The sequence below is a fragment of the Coleofasciculus sp. FACHB-1120 genome, from assembly GCF_014698845.1.
Taxonomy (GTDB): Bacteria; Cyanobacteriota; Cyanobacteriia; order Cyanobacteriales; family FACHB-T130; genus FACHB-T130.
The window spans coordinates 86657-106667 of the sequence record NZ_JACJTV010000016.1 but is presented as its reverse complement, the minus strand read 5'-3'; the positions used below and the strand labels follow the sequence as shown (position 1 = coordinate 106667).

The 20011-nt window shown below is 45.6% G+C and carries 18 protein-coding genes; 13 read left to right on the top strand and 5 right to left on the bottom strand.

What is annotated here, in order from left to right; all coding sequences use genetic code 11:
* Positions 1-47 precede the first annotated feature (47 nt).
* The 6 genes from H6H02_RS15915 (at position 48) to H6H02_RS15890 (ending at position 8770) form a co-directional block, all read left to right on the top strand.
* Positions 48-413 (top strand): response regulator, encoded by a 366-nt coding sequence (locus tag H6H02_RS15915; protein WP_190819421.1) that lies wholly within the window; start codon positions 48-50, stop codon positions 411-413.
* Between the two features lie 188 nt (positions 414-601).
* Positions 602-1162, top strand: coding sequence for a sugar O-acetyltransferase (locus H6H02_RS15910; protein WP_190819419.1), 561 nt, complete (start codon positions 602-604; stop codon positions 1160-1162).
* A gap of 56 nt (positions 1163-1218) precedes the next feature.
* Positions 1219-3918: a glucosidase gene (locus H6H02_RS15905; protein ID WP_190819417.1), complete on the top strand. Its 2700-nt coding sequence runs from the start codon at positions 1219-1221 to the stop codon at positions 3916-3918.
* A gap of 30 nt (positions 3919-3948) precedes the next feature.
* Positions 3949-5481 (top strand): HlyD family efflux transporter periplasmic adaptor subunit, encoded by a 1533-nt coding sequence (locus tag H6H02_RS15900; RefSeq protein ID WP_347342620.1) that lies wholly within the window; start codon positions 3949-3951, stop codon positions 5479-5481.
* 103 nt (positions 5482-5584) lie between these two features.
* Positions 5585-6748, top strand: coding sequence for an ABC transporter permease (locus H6H02_RS15895; RefSeq protein WP_190819415.1), 1164 nt, complete (start codon positions 5585-5587; stop codon positions 6746-6748).
* Positions 6749-6856: 108 nt separating this feature from the next.
* Complete coding sequence (locus tag H6H02_RS15890) at positions 6857-8770, top strand: TolC family protein (RefSeq protein ID WP_190819413.1); 1914 nt, start codon at positions 6857-6859, stop codon at positions 8768-8770.
* Between the two features lie 99 nt (positions 8771-8869).
* Here H6H02_RS15890 and H6H02_RS15885 read toward each other — a convergent pair whose 3' ends face one another.
* Both H6H02_RS15885 and H6H02_RS15880 read right to left on the bottom strand, forming a co-directional pair.
* On the bottom strand, positions 8870-9775 hold the full coding sequence (locus H6H02_RS15885; RefSeq protein WP_190819411.1) for an ion channel: 906 nt from the start codon (positions 9773-9775) through the stop codon (positions 8870-8872).
* A 43-nt stretch (positions 9776-9818) separates the two neighbouring features.
* Entirely contained in the window at positions 9819-10181 is a 363-nt protein-coding gene (locus tag H6H02_RS15880; RefSeq protein WP_190819409.1) for a helix-turn-helix domain-containing protein, read from the bottom strand.
* Between the two features lie 284 nt (positions 10182-10465).
* Here H6H02_RS15880 and H6H02_RS15875 point away from each other — a divergent pair, with 284 nt between their 5' ends.
* Entirely contained in the window at positions 10466-11167 is a 702-nt protein-coding gene (locus H6H02_RS15875; RefSeq protein WP_190819407.1) for an alternative oxidase, read from the top strand.
* Between the two features lie 234 nt (positions 11168-11401).
* Here H6H02_RS15875 and H6H02_RS15870 read toward each other — a convergent pair whose 3' ends face one another.
* Positions 11402-12853, bottom strand: a complete 1452-nt coding sequence (locus H6H02_RS15870; protein ID WP_190819405.1) for a YdiU family protein — start codon at positions 12851-12853, stop codon at positions 11402-11404.
* Between the two features lie 253 nt (positions 12854-13106).
* Here H6H02_RS15870 and H6H02_RS15865 point away from each other — a divergent pair, with 253 nt between their 5' ends.
* Positions 13107-13607, top strand: a complete 501-nt coding sequence (locus H6H02_RS15865) for a GNAT family N-acetyltransferase (RefSeq protein ID WP_190819403.1) — start codon at positions 13107-13109, stop codon at positions 13605-13607.
* A gap of 115 nt (positions 13608-13722) precedes the next feature.
* Here H6H02_RS15865 and H6H02_RS15860 read toward each other — a convergent pair whose 3' ends face one another.
* Positions 13723-14160 (bottom strand): hypothetical protein, encoded by a 438-nt coding sequence (locus tag H6H02_RS15860; protein ID WP_190819401.1) that lies wholly within the window; start codon positions 14158-14160, stop codon positions 13723-13725.
* Between the two features lie 373 nt (positions 14161-14533).
* On the opposite strand from H6H02_RS15860, the gene H6H02_RS15855 reads away from it, so the two are divergent.
* Positions 14534-14680: a hypothetical protein gene (locus tag H6H02_RS15855; protein WP_190819399.1), complete on the top strand. Its 147-nt coding sequence runs from the start codon at positions 14534-14536 to the stop codon at positions 14678-14680.
* 84 nt (positions 14681-14764) lie between these two features.
* Here H6H02_RS15855 and pbpC read toward each other — a convergent pair whose 3' ends face one another.
* Positions 14765-17062: a penicillin-binding protein 1C gene (pbpC, locus tag H6H02_RS15850; RefSeq protein ID WP_347342619.1), complete on the bottom strand. Its 2298-nt coding sequence runs from the start codon at positions 17060-17062 to the stop codon at positions 14765-14767.
* On the opposite strand from pbpC, the gene H6H02_RS27915 reads away from it, so the two are divergent.
* The 4 genes from H6H02_RS27915 (at position 17038) to H6H02_RS15835 (ending at position 19591) form a co-directional block, all read left to right on the top strand.
* Positions 17038-17331: a hypothetical protein gene (locus tag H6H02_RS27915; protein WP_347342618.1), complete on the top strand. Its 294-nt coding sequence runs from the start codon at positions 17038-17040 to the stop codon at positions 17329-17331. The genes pbpC and H6H02_RS27915 overlap by 25 nt on opposite strands.
* Before the next feature lie 113 nt (positions 17332-17444).
* A complete protein-coding gene (locus H6H02_RS15845; protein ID WP_190819394.1) occupies positions 17445-18758 on the top strand; it encodes a glycosyltransferase in 1314 nt (437 codons plus the stop codon).
* A gap of 176 nt (positions 18759-18934) precedes the next feature.
* On the top strand, positions 18935-19159 hold the full coding sequence (locus H6H02_RS15840; protein WP_190819392.1) for an AbrB/MazE/SpoVT family DNA-binding domain-containing protein: 225 nt from the start codon (positions 18935-18937) through the stop codon (positions 19157-19159).
* Between the two features lie 108 nt (positions 19160-19267).
* A complete protein-coding gene (locus tag H6H02_RS15835; RefSeq protein ID WP_190819390.1) occupies positions 19268-19591 on the top strand; it encodes a hypothetical protein in 324 nt (107 codons plus the stop codon).
* The last annotated feature ends 420 nt before the right edge of the window (positions 19592-20011 follow it).

Genomic DNA, 20011 nt, shown 5'->3' with positions numbered 1-20011 from the left:
CACTATTTTTGTTGTCATACCGTCATTGAATGGCTACATAGGAACTGATGACAAAAGTGTTGGTGATTGAAGATGAAGAGGTCATCCGTGAGAGCATCCTAGATATCCTGAGTGAAGGGGAATTCATTCCCATTGGTGCTGAGAATGGCAGTATCGGAGTGCAATTGGCAAAAGAATTGCGTCCCGATTTGATTTTATGTGATGTGAGAATGCCAGAACTTGATGGATACGAAGTTCTCAGGGCACTTCGTTCCGATCCGGTTACAGCTCCAATTCCCTTCGTTTTTCTCACGGCTGATACTTCTGAAAACTTCTTTCACCAAGAGCAACTCTTAGGTGCAAACGGTTATCTTGCTAAACCGTTTACAACTGCCTCACTTCTAGAAGCGATCGCTACTCATCTGAGAAAATAATGTCTTGGGAATGTATCCTTGAATTTCATACTAAAGGGGGAGGCGGAGTCTCCCTTTTTATTATGTTTAACCAGATGCCAGTAAACAAGGGAAGTTTTAGATAAGAAAACGGCTATTTCTCATTGCTTTCTCATTACGCCTGAAGACTTTCAACGCATACTTGTAGAGAGTGTACAGGAAGCAACGCCGTGGGAAAAACGGAAAAACAGAACATGCTGGCAGGCGAGTTGTATCTAGCGTCTGACCCAGAACTCGCTGCTGGAAGCAAACGGGCGTCTCGTCTATTAAGAATGTACAACGCGACGACTGAGGAAGAGCTAGAGTTGCGATCGCAAATTCTCAATGATTTGTTCGCTCAGGTAGGCTCAACGGTTCAAATTGTACCTCCATTTCACTGTGACTACGGCAGCAATATTTACGCTGGCAACGGGTTGTACATGAATTATGGATGCGTAATTCTAGACTGTAATACCGTTCATATCGGTGACAATGTTTTGTTTGGTCCCTACGTGCAAATTTATACGGCTTATCATCCGACCGATCCTCAAATCCGTCAAACGGGGCTGGAACTCGCTGCACCGATTAAGATTGGCAATAATGTCTGGATTGGAGGCGGCACTATCATTTGTCCAAGGGTGACAATTGGCGACAACACGACAATTGGAGCTGGCAGTGTTGTTGTCAAAGATATTCCTGAAAATGTCGTGGCTGCTGGAAATCCCTGTCGCATCATTCGACCAGCAACTTAAGTTTTGCTAAGTTTAATTAGAATTGATTAAAGAATTTTTAATAATTTAACAGTGAGATGACTCCAGAAGAAACTAGATTAAAAGAAGACCGGGAGCGCAAAGCTTATTGGCGGCGATGGGGGCCTTATTTGAGCGATCGCCAATGGGGAACGGTGAGAGAAGATTATAGTCCTGATGGCTCAGCTTGGGACTATTTTACCCACGATCAGGCTCGTTCTCGCGCTTATCGCTGGGGAGAAGATGGGATTGCCGGAATTTCGGATAACCATCAGCGACTTTGTTTTGCGATCGCGCTTTGGAATGAGGAAGATCCGATCCTTAAAGAAAGGTTTTTCGGTTTAACGGGAAAGGAAGGAAATCATGGGGAAGATGTCAAGGAATATTACTTTTATCTTGACAATACCCCCACTCATTCTTACATGAAATGTCTCTATAAATATCCTCACAAAGCCTTTCCGTATTCCCAACTCGTTGAAGAAAATAAGTGTAGACGTTATCAAGACCGAGAATTTGAGCTACTCGATACTGGAGTGTTTGATTCTGACGCCTACTTCGATATTTTTGTCGAGTATGCCAAGAATTCACCGGAGGATATTTTAATTCAAATCAGTGCGGTCAATCGGGGAACGGAAGAGAAAACCCTGCATCTTCTACCAACCCTCTGGTTTCGCAATACATGGTCTTGGAATCATTCTGAAGAGAAGCCTAGAATCAAAAGACTTAAAAGTGACAATCATCTAAGTATTTTAGAAGCGACTGAAGCAAGCCTAGGCGAACGCTGGCTTTATTGTGAGGGGAATCAGGGGGCGGAAACACCGCCCTTACTGTTGTTTACAGAAAATGAAACAAATCAGGAAAGATTATTTGGGGTAAATAATCCCTCGCCCTACGTAAAAGATGGGATTAATAATTATCTTGTATCCGGTCAAGAAGATGCTGTAAATCCAAACCAAATAGGGACTAAATTTGCTGCTGATTATATCTTAAAAATTGGTGCAGGCGAAACTAAAGTTGTTCGACTACGACTAAGCGACTCTCCCGGCTTTGCCGAACCCTTTGGCGTCGATTTTGACACAACTTTTCAAAACCGAAAACGCGAAGCTGATGAATTTTACGAACAAGTTACTTCTCCGTGTTCTCTAACAGAAGAGAAGCGAAATATCCAGCGACAAGCTTTTGCGGGAATGTTGTGGAATAAGCAATTTTATCACTACGTTGTAGAAGAATGGTTAAAAGGCGATGCGATTCATCCAGCACCAAAGTCGCGCCGAAATATTAGGAATTCTGAGTGGATTCATCTTTTCAATGATGATATTATTTCCATGCCAGATAAATGGGAATATCCTTGGTTTGCTGCCTGGGATTTAGCCTTTCATGTCATCCCCTTGGCAACAATCGATCCAGATTTTGCAAAGCGGCAACTCGATAGATTGACGCGGGAATGGTATATGCATCCCAACGGTCAATTACCAGCCTATGAATGGGATTTCAGCGATGGGAATCCGCCGGTTCATGCTTGGGCAACATTCCGCATTTACAAGATTGAACAAAAAATGTATGGTTGCGCTGATAAGAAGTTTTTAGAGCGCGTATTTCAAAAGTTGTTGCTTAATTTTACCTGGTGGGTGAACCGCAAAGATATTGGGGGAAAAAATGTATTTCAAGGCGGTTTTTTAGGCATGGATAACATTGGTGTCTTTGACAGAAATGTGGATCTGCCTACCGGAGGGAATTTAGAACAGTCTGATGGTACAAGTTGGATGGGAATGTACTGTCTAAATATGCTAGCGATCGCGCTAGAGTTGGCACCAGAAAACTCCGCTTACGAAGATATCGCCAGCAAATTTTTTGAACACTTCCTTTATATCGCTGATGCAATGAACTGTATGGGCGATGCAGAGACATCTCTGTGGGATGAAGCGGATGGTTTTTACTATGATATGTTGCATTTACCTGATGGTAGCTATTTGCCACTAAAAGTGCGGTCAATGGTTGGGCTGATTCCTCTATTAGCAGTTGCCACAATCGAACCAGAAACTTTAGAGAAGCTTCCAGGTTTTCAACAACGAATGCAATGGTTTATTCAAAATCGCCCTAACCTGAAACAAAATGTTGCGTGTATGGAAACGCCAGGGGTTGGTGCTAGAAGATTACTCGCGATCGCTTATCGAGATAAACTCCGCCGCATCTTAGAAAAAATGCTCGATGAAAACGAATTCTTAAGCCCCTATGGGATTCGCTCTGTTTCAAAATTTCATGCGAAAAATCCCTACATTTTTGGGGTAAATGGCGAGCAATATCGAGTAGATTACGAACCCGCAGAATCCAGTAGCGGCTTATTTGGAGGGAATTCCAACTGGCGCGGTCCTATTTGGTTTCCAATTAATTATTTAATTATTGAATCTCTCCAAAAATTTCATTACTACTTGGGTGATGATTTCCAAGTCGAGTGTCCCACAGGTTCTGGGCAAATGATGAATCTCTGGGAAGTCGCCACAGAATTGTCGCAAAGGCTAACCCGAATTTTCCTTCAGGATGAATCAGGTAAACGTCCGGTTTATGGCGACTCGGAAACCTTTCAAAATAATCCCCATTGGCGCGATTTAATTCTGTTCTACGAATATTTTCATGGCGATAATGGCGCAGGACTGGGCGCTAGTCATCAAACTGGCTGGACAGGTGTAGTCGCTAAACTCATTCAGCAATGCGGCGAATACGGCGGACAAAATCAAGCTTCCAAACCTGCTCAAAAATAGACTGAACGGTGAACTATTATCAGTAGCAGGGTGATTCAGCTTACTACTGCAAACTGGACGGGCAAAGTGTTGGGAATTGAAAAACTGGGGAAACCGGAATTCAAGGCTGGAGTCAAATGGTTAGCTTGGTCAGCCGGTCTAGCAGTAGCAAGCGTTGGGGGCTGGCTAGTTTATGGGTTGCTGCTAAATCGCTCCGGCGACCCAGTGGCGGTGCGTTTGGTAAAAGTAGAGCGAGGCACCGTTGAGAACACGATCAATGAAAGTGGCGTGGTTGAATTGGGCGGTCAGCAAACCCTGAAATCTCCCGCAGAAAGCGCTGTGGAACGGGTGTTAGTGCAACTTGGCGATCGCGTTCAAGCTGGTCAAAAACTGATCGTTCTGCGCGACACCAAGCAAGAAACGAGCCTCGATGCCCAGCAGTTGGAGATTACGAAACAGGAACTCACCTTAGCACGCAGTCGCCAGAAAGTTTTAGAAGCTCAGGAAAGGCTAACAACTGCCCGACGAGAACTCCAAAATCGTGCCAATCAGCAGGCGGCGATTCGGAAACAGGAACTCAGTATCAAACGCAATCAGCAGAAGATTGCGGAAGCTCAGGAAAAGCTAATTGCTGCCCAACAGGAACTCAAACAGCTGCAAGCGCTAGCTGAAAAGGGCTTTATTCCAGGTAAAGAACTCCAAGACCAACAAGAAAACGTCCGCAACGCCCAATCTGCTCTCCGGGACGCTCAGTTAGAAGCGAGTACGAGTAGCCTGGAACTCCAGAACCTTCAGCAGCAGCGTCAAACGGACCAGCAAGAAATCTTAGACAAAGTGGCGACTGCACAAACTGAACTGCGACAGGCACAATTAGAAGTCGCTACCACCAGTCGGGACATCCAGATGAAGGTGCTGGAAATCAAAAATCTTCAGCAGCAACTCCAAAACAACATCGTCACTGCGCCCATTCAAGGAAAAGTTCTCAACATCATGGTCAAGAATGGGAATGGAGTCAATATCGGGAATGACCTGTTGACTTTGGGCGATCCGACACAAGAGTTGGTGAAACTCAATCTTTCCACGCTGAATGCCGCCAAAGTGAAAAGCAATCAACGTGTCCGCATTAGTGTGATTGGTCCCGATGCGAAGAAATTCACCGGACGAGTGCAAAGCTTGTATCCCCAAGCGATCGCTAGCACTTCTGGCAGTAGCGAACAGGAAAGCCAATCTGGGCAAGCCACAGTACCTGCAACCGTCAAGCTTGACCAACCCACCCGCAGATTAATTCCTAGCAGCCAAGTCAGCGTCGAAATCATTTTGCAGCAGCGCCAGAACGTCGTGGTTTTGAATACGGAAGCCATACAGCGTTCTGCGCCTAAACCCTTTGTTTGGGTGAGAGACTCTTCATCCAAGGCGCAAAAACGAGAGGTATCTTTGGGGCTAGAGGGATTAACAACCGTGGAGGTGACTGCGGGCTTGCAAGCAGGAGACGCGGTGGTGTTACCCCCGCCAGATGTTTCCCTAGAGCCAGGAACGCCCGTCGTTGTCCAAGACAAATTAAAAATGAAAAATAAAAAGTCATAGGTAATGGGTAATGGGTAATTGGTAATCAATATCCTTGCTCTGTTGCTCAGCCTGGGAAACAGAAAAAAGAAACATGAGAAGTTATTTTTAATTTTTAATTGATATGAGCCTTTCCGCCTTCGACCTCTTCGCCCTCACCTGTAACTCCCTACGCAGCAACCCTGTGCGTTCTACCCTCACCACTTTGGGCGTTTTTATGGGTGTAGCGGCAGTCAGCGCCACGCTTCAAGTTGGCAGCATCAGTCGGGCGGTAATTGCCAAGCAACTCGCTGAGAGAGACGCCCCTCAGGTATTTGTCTACGTGCAAGAGGAACTCCGGTCAGAAGACATGGAATACTTGCGACAGCGGCTAGAGGGCGTGCGGGCAATCAGTGCCTCTAGTGGGTTCTATCCGAATCCTCAAACCTTATTTCAGGATGAAGAAGCCGAACCTGACATGACACCCGTTACTCAAGACTTTCTGCTGACTTCGGGTAAGCAATTGGTAGCAGGGCGCTTCTTCACCCCTGCCGATTTTGAAAACTATCGCCCTGTAGCAGTAATCGATGAATTTTTAGTAGACAAACTTTTTAAAGGTCAGAATGCTGTTGGAGAAACCATTTATGCCAACGCCAGACCCTATGTCGTTGTCGGGGTCGTGCCAACCGTTACCTCATCTTTTCGGGAACCTGAAGGTGAGGTATGGATACCGATGTCGTTTTACTACGCCCTGACGGGTAGCCGCGACATTGGCTCTATCCAAATACGCCCTTACAAGATAGAAGACTTAAAGGATTTGGCAGACAAAGCCAAGCAACTCATGGAACAGCGCTTCCCAGGCAAAGAGGTTTATGCCTCGAACAACGTGCGGCAAATCTTGGCGCAGCAGGAAACCCTGGAAATGGCATCCAATGGGCTGACAGCGGTAGGAATCATTTCGCTACTCATCGGTGGCGTCGGCATTGCCAATATCACGATCGCAGCAGTAATGGAGCGTACCCCAGAAATTGGGCTGAGGCGGGCAATTGGAGCAAAAAGGCAGGACATCTTGCTGCAATTTATTCTGGAAGCGGCAATTCTGAGTTTATTGGGGGGAACTGCCGCTATCATCTCGGTGCATGGGTTAACGATGGTCGTCGCCGAAACTTTTAAGTTACCTTACGAATTTGAAAGCAAGACTGCTGCCTTGTCCTTAGGAGCTGCACTGTTGGTGGGAGTCGGCGCGGGGTTTTTGCCTGCGGTGAGAGCTAGCCAGCTCGATCCAGTGAAAGCATTGCGTAACTCTTAGCCTCACTAATAGGCATTGCGTAAAGCAGCTCAATTTTGGATTTTGGATTAAATCGGCAATTGTTCCATCTAAAATCTAAAATCAATCAGCTAAAAGCTACCCGCAATCATGCACAAGCGCGACGACCTAAATTCTCAACCTCCAGCTTCTAGCGGTAGGTTTTTGCCTCCTATCCGCTCTCTTTTTGGGGGAGTCGTTCTGCTTGCGAGTGCAACTTTGGGCACGGCGTTGACGTTAGCCGTCGTTCTTAAGCTTCATTCAACGGTGGTAAGCGCGACTACTACTAATGTTCCGACAGCGATCGCTCAGACACAGACGCCGGTACTCGCACGCCCGATTCCTGTTGCGCCGACGGATAGGGCATCGGAAACTGGGTTAAAGAATGCGATCGCTCCTTTCTCGGTTTCCCCTCTCCCAACCAAAACTAGTCAAATTATTAACACCCAGCCAAGACAATTCCCATCTTTTCTTACGGCTACTAGGCCGCCTGTGCAAGAAGATTTGGGAATATCTATTATCTCCCCATCAGCAAAAATTATTCCCAGCCCATCTTCGCTCCCAATTGCAACATCTAGGTCAATTTTAAATACTTTATCTGAAGCCAGAAAACCAGCCGCTTTATTAGCTCAAACTAGACAAAGCCCTAACCAACAAGAATCCGTAACAACTGGACGTAGGATTCAATTAACCCTAGCTGATGTTGTAATTTTGGTATTGCAAAACAACAAAGATATCAAAAACGCTTATTTAGAAAGAATCGCCCAAAGGCAAGACTTGGCAGTAGCGGAAGATGCATTCGTCCCTGATTTTACGCCTAAACTATCATTGAATCTCGACCGCTTTGGTTCGGGGGGAAGCACAAGCACTAATAGCGATGTTGGCGTTGGCGCAACTGTTGAAGTTAGGGTTCCTACAGGAGGCAGGCTGAGTTTTGGCTGGGAAACAAATGGTCAAACGTCAAATATAAATAATTTCAATGTTGATAATGACGATCTATTTGGCTCAAATCTTCAACTGCGTTTAACTCAACCTCTCCTCAGAGGTGCTGGTGTTGCAGTTAATCAAGCTCCCGTTGAAATTGCCCGACTCGATGAAAGAGCAAATATTCAAGGTTTAAAATCAACTCTCATTAATACTATCACTGACGCTATCTTAGCCTACCGCAATTTACTCAGAGCGCAGGAAAGACTGAATATTGAGCAAATTTCTCTAGAAAGTGCCCGACAAATTTTAGAATTTAACCAAGTCTTGATTGAAGCTGGCAGAATCGCGCCAGTTGAAATTGTCCAAAGCCAGACAGATATTGCAAATAGAGAAGTCAGTTTGTTAGCGGCTCGGAATAATCTGGAGTCTGTCAAATTAGCTTTATTGGATATTCTAGATATCGAGCAAACTCTTAATATTGAACCTGTAGAAAAAATAGTATTGCAATCAAAGTCTTTAGATTTAAATAATCTAAAACAAGTTGCCTTTCAAAACAGACCGGATTATTTGCAAGCACAGTTCAGCTTGGAAAGAACAAAATTTGAAAGATTAATTGCCGATAATAATCGGCGCTGGAATTTAGACTTAGATGCAGCTTACGGCAATTCCCTAAATGACACAACCCAACTAACTGCTGGGTTAATCTTGTCGCGTACCTTCGGCGATCTCACTGTGGAACGGGATTATCAACGAAGTCAAGTAAACTTCCAGCAAGCAGAAAATACTTTAGAAAATCTGCGTCAAAGTATCGATATTCAAGTAACAGATAGAGTCAGAAATGTAAATTTGAGCCTCAGACAGGTGCAACTTGCCCAACAAGCAAGGCAATTAGCCGAAAGAACACTAGAAATAGAACAAGAAAAACTGAGATTGGGAAGGTCGGCAATTTTTCAGGTTGTGAGTTTTCAGAATGATTTAGTAGAAGCAAGAAACCGAGAACTGGATGCAACGATTGAGTATCTCAATGCCTTGACAAATCTCGATCAATCGGTTGGTACAACATTGGAAACTTGGCAGGTGACGATTGAAAGAAAATGATATCAAATTTAAGGAAAAAAACTATTGTTAAACTACCTGAGTCTCGGTCTCAAATAGGATTCGTTTAACTGAGGCTAAAGTAAAACTATCTTTTTCCAATTATTTATTACCCCTGACCGATTCTATCGGCATCACGTCATGAAAGCGGGTATAGTCAATCGAACGCCGCCCGTCTGGCATCCTCGATAAGATATCCACAAAACGCATATTCCACAGGATATCTGACGTGGCAAAGGAGTGACGGGCATGGATCGTCTGTGAAACGATTTCGTCTAACCCAGTCAGCATCACGACGATCTCACTTTCCGACTCAGCCAGGGAGTCCACTGTAGCCCCATAAAGCGGACTCGTCTCGTCAATCTGATGCATCACGGTCCAGCTCAATGCGAACATAGATGTATGACTGCGAACCAATTTGAGATCGTAAAACCGGCGCATGAATTCTCCCTCTCGGTTGACTTCGTTGCGAACTAAAGTCACCCGGATCTGCGCTTCTACAATTACGTCGCGGCGCTGGTTAGCCGTCCGAAACATCAGAGTCGGCACCCCATCATAGGGAGCGATCGCTGCCACGCGACTGAAAATCACCCTCGCCGTTGGCACGGAGAACCGCGCAAACGCCAGTCCAGTCGCCATTGCCACTCCGAAAAGACCCGCCAGCGCTTCGACTGTCACCACCGCATTCGCGTAAGGCGTGCGCGGATACATCGCGCCGTAGCCGATGGTCGCCATTGTTTGGACGCTAAAGAAGAAGGCATCAATGAAGGAACCTGGGCGAGCGTTTTGGATGCAATCTCCTCCGGCTAGATAAATGAGAGCAAACACCGCGTTGGAGACTAAATACAACACACTGAACAGTGCTAAGAACCATCCCCAGGAAAGGGTAAGCAGCAAATGATACAGATCGCCCCGATGAAATCCTGATACCCCTCGCCGCACGATGTTCAACTGCCCATCTTGGCTGATAAAGCGTGTTAATGAGGGCGAACGATATCTTTTGCCCATAGATTGTTGTTATTAGGAATCGGCCTCACGCAGGCAACCTTTCCTAGAAAGCTATCCCATCAAGAGGACAAACACAAGCATCTCGGTTGAGCCATCGTTCTCCCACCTGCTTCAGCGCTGTCATCACGGGTTGAATTTCTCGCCCCTTCTGGGTAAGCGAATACTCTACGCGGGGAGGAATTTCTGCGTAGACTCGGCGTTCTATTAAACCATACTCTTCTAGTTCTCTGAGCCGTATCATCAGCGTTTTGGTGCTAATTCCAGGCAATGCTTCTAGGAACTCGTGGGTACGGCGATCGCTGGCAAACAACTCTCTGAGAATCAGAATCGACCATTTACTGCCGATTAAGTCAACTGTGAACTGAATTGGGCACTTTGTCTCTATGCACTGGCTGCTGTTAAGCATTGATGCCTCTAGATATCGCTCTCTTCTTTGCTTATTCTGACCAATCTTCTGAAGGGAGGAACGCTGAAGTTAGCTCTCGCCAAATATTTTAATCTTTCTTAATAAAGCGCTGGACAGGTTGCAGCAGGTTAATCTTTTACTTTTGGTAACTATAGTGTCCTTCCGGTTACTGTCAGATTTACGGATTTTCTATTTTTAGGAGTTGAGTAGGATGCAAATAGAAGGAACAAACAACCTTCCTTCCCACATAGGGTCTTAATAAAAAAATAGCTGGGGTTTTACCAATGATTCGATTACTTGTCGGCGTATTAGTGTTTGTTATCAACACAATTTACCGCAATCGCCCCTATCCTCGTTTTTACGTACTAGAAACAGTTGCTCGTGTCCCTTATTTTGCCTACTTATCTGTTTTACATCTTTACGAAACAATCGGAATGTGGCGCAGAGCGGATTGGTTGAAAGTTCACTTTGCTGAATCTTGGAACGAACTCCACCACCTCCTGATTATGGAATCTTTAGGAGGCAATAAAAATTGGTTTGATAGATTTTTAGCACAACATACTGCTTTAGTTTATTACTGGGTTGTCGTTTTTCTCTATATCATCAGTCCCAGCTCTGCCTATCACTTCATGGAATTAGTGGAAGGACACGCTTATCATACTTACGAGACTTTTTTGCAAGAAAATGAAGCAGAGTTAAAAGCTACATCTGCACCACAAATTGCTATCAATTACTATCGAGACGGCGATTTGTATATGTTCGATGAATTTCAAACCGGACGAGTTCCGGAAGAACGCCGTCCCGCCATCAACAACCTCTACGATGTGTTTGTAAACATTCGGGATGACGAAGCCGAACACGTCAAGACGATGGTAGCTTGCCAGAAGTCTGATGCTCAATTAACCTTCAAGAGTCCGCATACTATAGAAGTTGGTACAGCGCTTCTCGTCCCAGGTGAAGAAGTTAAGTCTGTTGCTATTCAATAGAATTCGCTAATAAAACAATAAAAGTAGAGATATTGACAACATCTCTATTTTTATCGTTTTATCAAGAATTTAGAAACGGCTGCATCTTGTTTTTGCAAAAACATTACTTGTCTTAATTGCCATTCAGAACCCCACGCTAAGCCTCCCCGTAAACACTTATAAGTTGGATTTGGTTCCAAGTACCGAACCTAAGCAGGTTTTGGATTTCTAGCTTTAAGTGAACTGGATTAGGAATTAAGCGATCGCATTCTTGTGAAATCTCAGCCGTTCAACCAATTCATAAAACGGTGTCCAGTTATCTTCTTGGTCAATTTTCTCCCAAACCGCTTCTATTTCTGGTCTAACTAACACCGTTTCGGGATTATGATGACGCAACCGATTCGCTATATTATCCAGCTCGCTGTCTGGGAAACTGAGTAAAGTTTGTAAAAATATATTTCTCCAATCTTCCAATAATGCGGTAGCCTCAGGCGCATTCAAAAATTCATCTGCTTTCAGAATATTTCTCGCATCGTCACGCCAATTGCGGTCAAACTGATTTGTTACTTCCCAAAAGAAACCGTGATAGCTTACTTGTGTTTCTACCAGCAGTTTCAGGGTTTGCATCACTAATTCTTCTGCGGCTAAATTGGGCAGATTCTCGAATCCCAGTTTACCAATCATCCGCGCGGTGTAAGTTCGGTTATAATGCTCGGCAAATTGGGATAGAGCAACTTCCATCTCTGCCATAGGAATAACCGCGGATAAAGGTTGTTGGAGCATTTCTAAATTGAGCTGGCAAATCCCTGGTTGATTGCTGTAGCTGTAGCGTCCGTAATAGTCAAAGTAGGCAGCAGTAAATTTGGGATCGTAGGTGTTAATAAAAGCGTAGGGACCATAGTCGAAACTTTCCCCAGTAATTGACATATTATCGGTGTTTAAAACCGCATGGCAAAACCCAACTGACATCCATTGAGCAACAAGTTCTGCAACCCGCTTAACTAATTCTGCATAAAACAGAATGTATCGGTCTTGCTTATCTTTGAGGTGAGGATAGTATTGTTCAATTACATGGTCTAACAGCTTTTCGATTAAATCCTTGCGCCCAAAAAAGTGCAACCGCTCAAATGTTCCAAAACGAATGTGGGAACGGCTGAAACGAATCATTACCGAGGATCTTGTTGGAGAAGGTTCATCGCCTCTCCAGAGTCCTTCTCCCGTTTCAATCATCGATAAACAGCGGGAAGTACGAACTCCTAAATAGTGAAGCGCTTCAGCAGCTAAAACTTCTCTGACGCCACCTTTAAGCGTGAGTCTACCATCGCCTCCTCTAGAATACGGAGTCGTACCAGACCCTTTCGTCCCAAAATCATAAAGTTCTCCATCCGTACCGCGCACTTGTCCGTAGAGGAATCCTCTGCCATCGCCTAATCGAGAGTTATATTCTCCAAACTGATAGCCGTGATAACGCAAAGCTAAGAACGGTTTGACTCCTTGAAACATCCCAAACGCTTCGATAAAATCATCGTCTGTCACCGCGTCTGGTTTCAGTCCCAATATTGGTAATAATTCATCGTTGCGAAAGCGCAGAATATATTTAGGAAAGTCTGCCGCTGCTACTCGATCAAAATAATCATCGCCTAAGGCTTCTAAGGCAGACTCATAATTGAGAGTTAAAAATGGATTGGAAAACTTTTCAGGAGTCATAAGTTACTAAAATACCCAATGAATGTAATTCGTGCCTATACAAACGTAGATGCGATCGCGGCTTCCCAAAGGGTAGTTTGCCTGCGCGGACTGAAACAAACATTATAAAGATTGCGTAGGCAGTCTTTGTTTGTATAGCGCCAGACTTTAGTCTGTTAGCGAAGCGGCACGAAGTGCGCGCATCTTTGCCAGATGTTTCATTTCTATGCTACGGATAAGCAAGTATACAGTTTCAGCATCAAAAGACTGAAATATGCTTATTCGTTCTGCTACACCGGCTGACGTGCCATCTGTCCTCCCAATGGTTGCCAAGATTTGTGCCTTGCATGAAGCTTGGGATTCGGCAAAGTATGGATTCTTGCCGAATCCAGAGTTGCGTTATGAGAAGTGGTTGGGTAGGATGGCGTCTAGTGCATCGCTGGATGCGCCACCGCAACGCGATCGCAATATCTTCCTAGTCGCTGAGGCTGAAAATAAGCAAGTGGTGGCGTTTCTGGTAGCGACGGTAGAACGGGAAATCCCCATTTACCGTTTACAGGAATATGCTTTTATTCACGACCTCTGGGTTGAAGAGGAATATCGCCAAGCTGGAATTGCGAAGGCGATGGTGATGCGAGCGATTGAACGCTTTAACTCAATTGGAGTCAAACAAATTCGCCTCGATACGACTGTTGCTAACGAGGCGGCGAGGCGATTATTCTCTTCCTGTGGCTTTCGGCTCAGTACGATAGAAATGCTGATTGAATTAGGCTGATACGAAGAGAACGGCTTATTTTGTAAGTAGGGGCATCGGGTTGAACAGCTCTACCGTACTCCACACTCTTGTTTGGACAGCCACCCGCACCAGAGTGTGAACCTTCCCTTCTCGTTCAGACCAAGGTGTGTTTTTTGAGAAGCTTAGCCAATCCCGGTATCCCTTCCTCCACGTTTTTCTTAGCCGAGCCGCGCAATTTTTTATAGGTACCCAACGCGAGGCTGCTTCTGACGCTCTCCATCCTGGCATCGGTAACGCTCAGGATAGCATCTGCGGCGGGAGAGCGGCTGGCAACGAAGTGCGTGACTGGATCTCCTTTCTGGACACTCTCGCTCCAAATGGGATCGAGTGCTGTACACAATCCTGGCAGGAACTGCTCGACGGCGTAGCCAATGTACCCTGGCTTTATACCCTTGACCGCGCTGTAGCCTGCCTTTATAGCAAGACCAGATATACCTGACTTGGAAGCGACCTCCTCATCGATCAATTTGCAGAAGTCATCTACAACTTCAGCCTTTTTGTTTGGGTTCAAGAGCTGGTCGCTAAGTGCCATTTCGATCCTCCTAAGTGTAAAAGCGCTAGTGTAAAAGCGCTGGATTTTGATTCCACTAATTGTTTAGGGAAAAAACAGAATAAATGCTATCACAGTTACAAACTCTTATAAAGAAAAACTTAAGCGCATAGTTAATCTGGGGGAAGCGATCGCCCCTATCTTCTACCTGTTACAACAAGGGTGTCAATGGCGGGCGTCGCATAATTTTGCAAGATTGCACCAAAAAATTTTGTATTCTTCAAAGTCGATTGAGATTACGACTAATCAATCAAACTTGCTATGACTAATGCCCTGCGGGTGATTTAGCGCTAGATCCTTTCCCTAACAGGACTTACGCAGTTAATTAGTGAATGCCTGATTCTATCGTAGGGACATGGCAATCAAAAAGCCCCTACAGCGTGTTGACGTGCATAAGCCCTACCTAAAACTGACTCAGGCTAGATTTGAATATCTTCAGCAACTCCGCCAGACAACTCATGCCAAAATTGCCCAAATGTTTGTCAAGTTGTCAGAGGATTAGCTACTGCGTGTAATACAAGGACTGGCAATCCTTAACGATGTGTTTGAGGGAAAGGCATCCGAAGCACCCAGTTAATACTACGGTTTAATTTGACTTGAGCGAGAAACCCCGGCGTGTCTGCCGATATTTTGCCAACTGCACTTGGAAACTTACCGTATCAGTCATTTCCCCACTTTTGACTTGCAAAGTCCACTGACCGGGGCGCAGCGACCAAAATAGCGAATTCGATGGTTGCGTTGCCAGCTTTTCGCCATTTAACCACCACTCTACAGACTGGCTGAGCGTTCCAGCTACTTTAAACTCTAGTTGCTGCATTTCTGTCTGTGCATTCTCTGTACCTTTGGGATTCGTTTTTTCACTTGGGTGCAACAAGAAAACATCGCCATTGTGAGGAGACAAAATCTTAACGCCACTAGAGACAAAACTTGGTTGATGCTGCCTTGCTAACCACTCATCGTACTCTGGAGGCAACTTCGCAGTACCTGACTGACGCTCATAATCGCTAATATCTTCTGCGTAAAAATATTCTTGCACTACTGAGGGGCAATCTGGGGTAGGGCGTAAGCCAGAAATCACACAGATTGGGCGTTGCACGAGATTTTCTGGAGGGGGAAAGGTGGCGGGTTCTCGATTCTGATGGAGGTGTAACATGATGCGATTCCAGAGGGGTGCTGCACCTGTCACCCCCGAAACCTGCCGCATAGGATCGCCGTTAAAATTGCCCACCCAAACGGCTACGGTGTAGTCGGTGGTAAATCCAACCGTCCAAGTATCTCGAAAATCCGAGGAAGTGCCTGTTTTAACTGCTGCGGGGAATGGTAAAGCTAGCACCGAGTCTACCCCAAAGGCACTCGCACGAGCATGGCGATCGCTCAACATATCCGCAATCAATCCCCAGGTGGAAGGGTTAGAAGGTTGCAGCTTGGAAGGTTTGCGGTTGGCAGATGGCGGGTTGGAGAATGTGGTGACTAGCGGTGTGGCTTCTCCACGTCTTGCTAAAGTAACATACGCCCTCGTCAACTCCCATAAACTGACTTCACCGCTACCCAAAATTAACCCCAATCCGTAATGTTCGGGCGACCGATTCAAATGCTCAAACCCTAATTGATGCAGATGATTTAGAAAATTTTGCACACCGACTTTTTCTAATACCCGCACCGCCGGAACATTCAGGGAATTTGCTAAAGCGACGCGAACTCGTACTGGCCCTAAAAAAGTTTCATCATAGTCTGTAGGACTATAGAGTTTTGCACCGGGAATCGCGTAATGAGTTGGCACATCCGCCAAGATAGTATTCGGACGAATTGTGCGATTTTGTAGGGCAAATTCATATAAAAAAGGCTTCAAGGTAGAACCGGGTTGGCGCAATGCCTGTACCCCGTCGTTGCGACCGAGTTGGGGTTCATTAAAGTAATCGGGAGAACCCACATAAGCCAAAACTTCCCCCGTGTGGTTGTCAATGACTAAGGCAGCTGCGTGATGGACATTATTGGGGGTGAGGGTACGAATCACTTGCTGCACTTGCGCTTCCACAAATTGCTGCAAAGGGCGATCGATACTGGTGCGGATCTGGGACATCCGATTCGGGATAGCGTTTTGTAGGGTGCTAGAAGATTTTGGATTTTGAATTGAAGAATTAGATAGTTGATTAGATACCCAAAATAAAAAATGAGGGGCGGCAATAATTCCCTGTTGTCTCGGTGCTAGGGAAATCTCTTCTTTATAGGCTCGATCTGCTTGCGTGCGAGTAATATAACCATCTTCAACCATGCGATTCAGGACATAAATCTGCCGCTTTTTGAGGCGTTTCCAATGATCGTAGGGATTGAAATAAGTGGGATTATTCGGAACGGCGGCGAGAAGACTCGCTTGGGCAAGATTGAGTTCGCTGGCAGGAATATCGAAATAGTTACGAGAAGCGGCTTCTAAGCCATAGATATTCCCCCCCATTGGCAGGCGATTGATATAGGAAGAGAGGATTGCATCTTTATTCATACCTGCTGCGATGCGCCAAGATAGCCAAATTTCACGCAACTTGCCCGGTAAGGTGCGGGGAACGGGGTCTAACATCCGCGCCAGTTGCATCGTAATCGTAGACGCACCAGAGGTAACTCTTCTTGCCTGGATGGAATCTTTAAGCGATCGCGCTACAGCTTTCAGATCCAGCGCCCCGTGATGATAATATGAGCCATCTTCAGCAGCTAGAATCGCGTTGATAAAGTGGGGCGAAACTTGATTCAGCGGCACCACAGCGGTATGCTCTTGGTCGCGGGTCAGCAACCTTCCTAAAGGAAGTCCATTGCGATCGCTAAATTCTATCGCTTGCGTATCCTGGGCAATATCTTTGGCGCGAACGGGTGCCAGATAAGGAAGCGATCGCACGCTCAATCCCAGCAACACCAACGCTAAGAATCCGCGAAATTTCTGGTTTCTTCCCCAACGCCACAATAGTTGCTGAATTTGGATTTGCCCCTGCTTGGGTTCTCTCATCATTTAACCCTTTAGCCAACGAAGACTTACCCCCTTATCTTCATTGTGGCGATCGCCTTTACCGGATGAAGGTGTTTTTAGGGGATGCGCGATCGCATCTTCCCTCTAAGCGCTTGAAACTGGCAGATGGTACGCTTCCACCTCAAGAGAATGATGGGTAATTCTTCCTAATCACCCACTAGGGTCAGCCAATCGGATGAAGCAAGTACCCTTAAACCGCCGTAGTTTTGTAGTAATACAAGTAACTTATCTATAAAACAATACGGTAGCCATTATGAAGATTGTTCTACACACTTTTGGTTCGCTAGGCGATTTGCATCCTTATATAGCGATCGCCCTAGAATTAAAGGCACGCGGGCATCAAGCAGTCATTGCCACAGCGGGGTTCTACCGTAACAAAATTGAAGCGGCTGGTCTTGAGTTCCACCCAGTCCGTCCCGACTTGCCCACAGACGTTGAACAGCAACGAGAACTTGTGCGTCAGATCATGGACAAGCAAAACGGTACAGAATACGTCTTTCGCCAAGCAATCTTACCTTATGTCCAAGAAACTTATGAGGATCTGATGTCGGCAGTGCGCGGTGCTGACCTGTTGGTGACGCACCCCCTCAGCTTCGCAGGAACGTCCGTTGTTGAGAAAACAGGAATTCGTTGGGTTTCCAGCGTACTGTCTCCAATGTCGTTCCTCTCCGCCTACGATCCCCCAGTGGTGGCGACTTTCCTCAGTTGGCTGAATTTACGCATACTTGGCCCTAGGTTTAATGGATCGCTCATCCGCCTTGCCAAAAATCGTTTCAGCTCGTGGGATGAACCCCTGCGACAATTACGGGCGCAGCTTGGTTTATCTCCCCTTGCCGATTCTATGTTTAAAGGGATGAACTCCCCCGACTTAGTGCTGGCTTTATTTTCAGAAGCTCTCGCAACTCCTCAACCCGACTGGCCAAAGCAGACTTGCATTACCGGATTTACTTTCTACGATCGCAATGGCAACGCTGGTCTATCTCCGGAATTGTCGTCATTTTTGGATGCGGGAGAACCGCCAATTGTCTTTACTTTGGGAAGTTCCGCCGTGTGGGTTGCTGACAAGTTTTACCTCGAAAGTGCCAAAGCTGCCTTAAAGTTAGGCTATCGGGCTGTATTGCTAGTTGGCAACAATAACCCCTCCCTGCCAAAAGAGTTGCAATCTAAAGATATTGGTATTTTTGACTACGCTCCCTACTCGGAACTGTTTCCCCGGGCTGCTGCGATTGTGCATCAAGGAGGCGTGGGCACAACCGCACAGGTGTTGCGTTCCGGTCGCCCGATGTTGGTCGTACCCTTTAGTAACGACCAACCAGACAATGCAGCACGCATTACTCGTTTAGGAGTCGGACGGACTATCGATCGCGATCGCTACACTGCTTCCCGTGCGGCTAAGGAACTCGATCGCCTGTTGCGCGAACCTCGTTACCAGGCTAAAGCTACAGAAGTTGGCAATAAGGTACGAGCAGAAAACGGGGTTAAAGTTGCCTGCGATGCAATCGAAGCACAATTGAAAAAAGATAAGAACGCTACCAACCTTCAAAGTGCGTCCGTCTCGCCTGTTTAACTATTTTGTGGATAGATGTGATCGCGTCTTTAGAAGATTGGAGCGATTTGGATAGACGCGATCGCACTTTTGCATTAGTAAAATTTACCAAGACCTTTATCGCTGAATAAGGAGATGACCTATGGCAATACAGTGTTATAACATACGTAACTACTATCTAATCAAAAGGTGATAGTATGCACGTCATCAAGATTCGACGGATTGGCAATTCTTTGGGAGCAACGTTGCCTAAAGAAGTATTGCAGAAACTGAATGTCAACGAGGGAGATACTGTTTTTTTGACAGAAACGGCCGATGGGTTTCAAATAACTGCTTACGATCCTGATTTTGAAGCAGCGATCCAATCCTTTGCAGAAACACGCAAAAACTACCACAATGCCTTACGGGAATTAGCTAAATAGGATGGAACCGCGATGGATGTCAGAAACAGCACCAATCTCGAGCTAGGCAGCGTTACTTGAAACTGCTAGTTGGTATTTGGCATATAGTGTAAGTATGGAGTGAATACTATGGCAACACATAACACTTGGGAAAGACTGGGAAATGCTGTAGAATACTTGGCTTCAACGCAAGACAAACTACAGGAAAGACTGAGCCGAGCTTTTCGGGCATATTTATCGGCGCTTCAAGTTAAAGATTTTCCGGAAGAATTGAAAGAAGAATTCAGTAAAATACGTGAAGAAATGCTAAAAGAAGAACCTTTTGGAGCAGAACGTAATATTGAGTCAACGACCAAAGTAATGACTGATGAAAAAGCGGAAGAAATAGCTAAAAATATTTTCAATTTATATGACCAAATTACCCGAAATTACTGTAGTCCTGACGAATATTAAATTAACAATACAAGGAAATAGCTCATCAATCTACAGTCATTCATAATACTAGGGTAGGCACTGCTAACCTTACCAAACTTAAAAATTATCAGGGTCTATTCCCTTTTGTCGTAACTTGGCAATTAGGGCATCAAGCTGTTGTTGTGCTTGTTCAGCTTGCTCTTCTGGAGAAGAATATCTTTTTCCCTCAGAGTCTTACCAGTACAACCATTCCCGCGTCCATCCCTCGTAAGTGCCTCGTCCCTGTCCAATTCCCAAGCCAATCTCAGGCATCCATACAGGCTCACCGGGACAACGCACATAGACTTGTTGCCTGGAGTTTAGCCGAGTGTGAGTAGCGTTAGCTCAGCATAAAGTAAAGATTTTAAGCGTAATGATTCTCCTACCCGGAAGACTGAGTAGTTGAAATGTAGACCTCTT

Bases quoted from the DNA above. Each gene is read 5' to 3' on its own strand.
- H6H02_RS15875 (WP_190819407.1), top strand. From the start codon at position 10,466: ATGATTCGATTACTTGTCGGCGTATTAGTGTTTGTTATCAACACAATT.
- H6H02_RS15880 (WP_190819409.1), bottom strand. From the start codon at position 10,181: ATGCTTAACAGCAGCCAGTGCATAGAGACAAAGTGCCCAATTCAGTTC.
- H6H02_RS15915 (WP_190819421.1), top strand. From the start codon at position 48: ATGACAAAAGTGTTGGTGATTGAAGATGAAGAGGTCATCCGTGAGAGC.
- H6H02_RS15905 (WP_190819417.1), top strand. From the start codon at position 1,219: ATGACTCCAGAAGAAACTAGATTAAAAGAAGACCGGGAGCGCAAAGCT.
- H6H02_RS15890 (WP_190819413.1), top strand. From the start codon at position 6,857: ATGCACAAGCGCGACGACCTAAATTCTCAACCTCCAGCTTCTAGCGGT.
- H6H02_RS15895 (WP_190819415.1), top strand. From the start codon at position 5,585: ATGAGCCTTTCCGCCTTCGACCTCTTCGCCCTCACCTGTAACTCCCTA.
- H6H02_RS15860 (WP_190819401.1), bottom strand. From the start codon at position 14,160: ATGGCACTTAGCGACCAGCTCTTGAACCCAAACAAAAAGGCTGAAGTT.
- H6H02_RS15885 (WP_190819411.1), bottom strand. From the start codon at position 9,775: ATGGGCAAAAGATATCGTTCGCCCTCATTAACACGCTTTATCAGCCAA.
- H6H02_RS15855 (WP_190819399.1), top strand. From the start codon at position 14,534: ATGGCAATCAAAAAGCCCCTACAGCGTGTTGACGTGCATAAGCCCTAC.
- H6H02_RS15840 (WP_190819392.1), top strand. From the start codon at position 18,935: ATGCACGTCATCAAGATTCGACGGATTGGCAATTCTTTGGGAGCAACG.
- H6H02_RS15845 (WP_190819394.1), top strand. From the start codon at position 17,445: ATGAAGATTGTTCTACACACTTTTGGTTCGCTAGGCGATTTGCATCCT.
- H6H02_RS15835 (WP_190819390.1), top strand. From the start codon at position 19,268: ATGGCAACACATAACACTTGGGAAAGACTGGGAAATGCTGTAGAATAC.
- H6H02_RS15865 (WP_190819403.1), top strand. From the start codon at position 13,107: ATGCTTATTCGTTCTGCTACACCGGCTGACGTGCCATCTGTCCTCCCA.
- H6H02_RS15870 (WP_190819405.1), bottom strand. From the start codon at position 12,853: ATGACTCCTGAAAAGTTTTCCAATCCATTTTTAACTCTCAATTATGAG.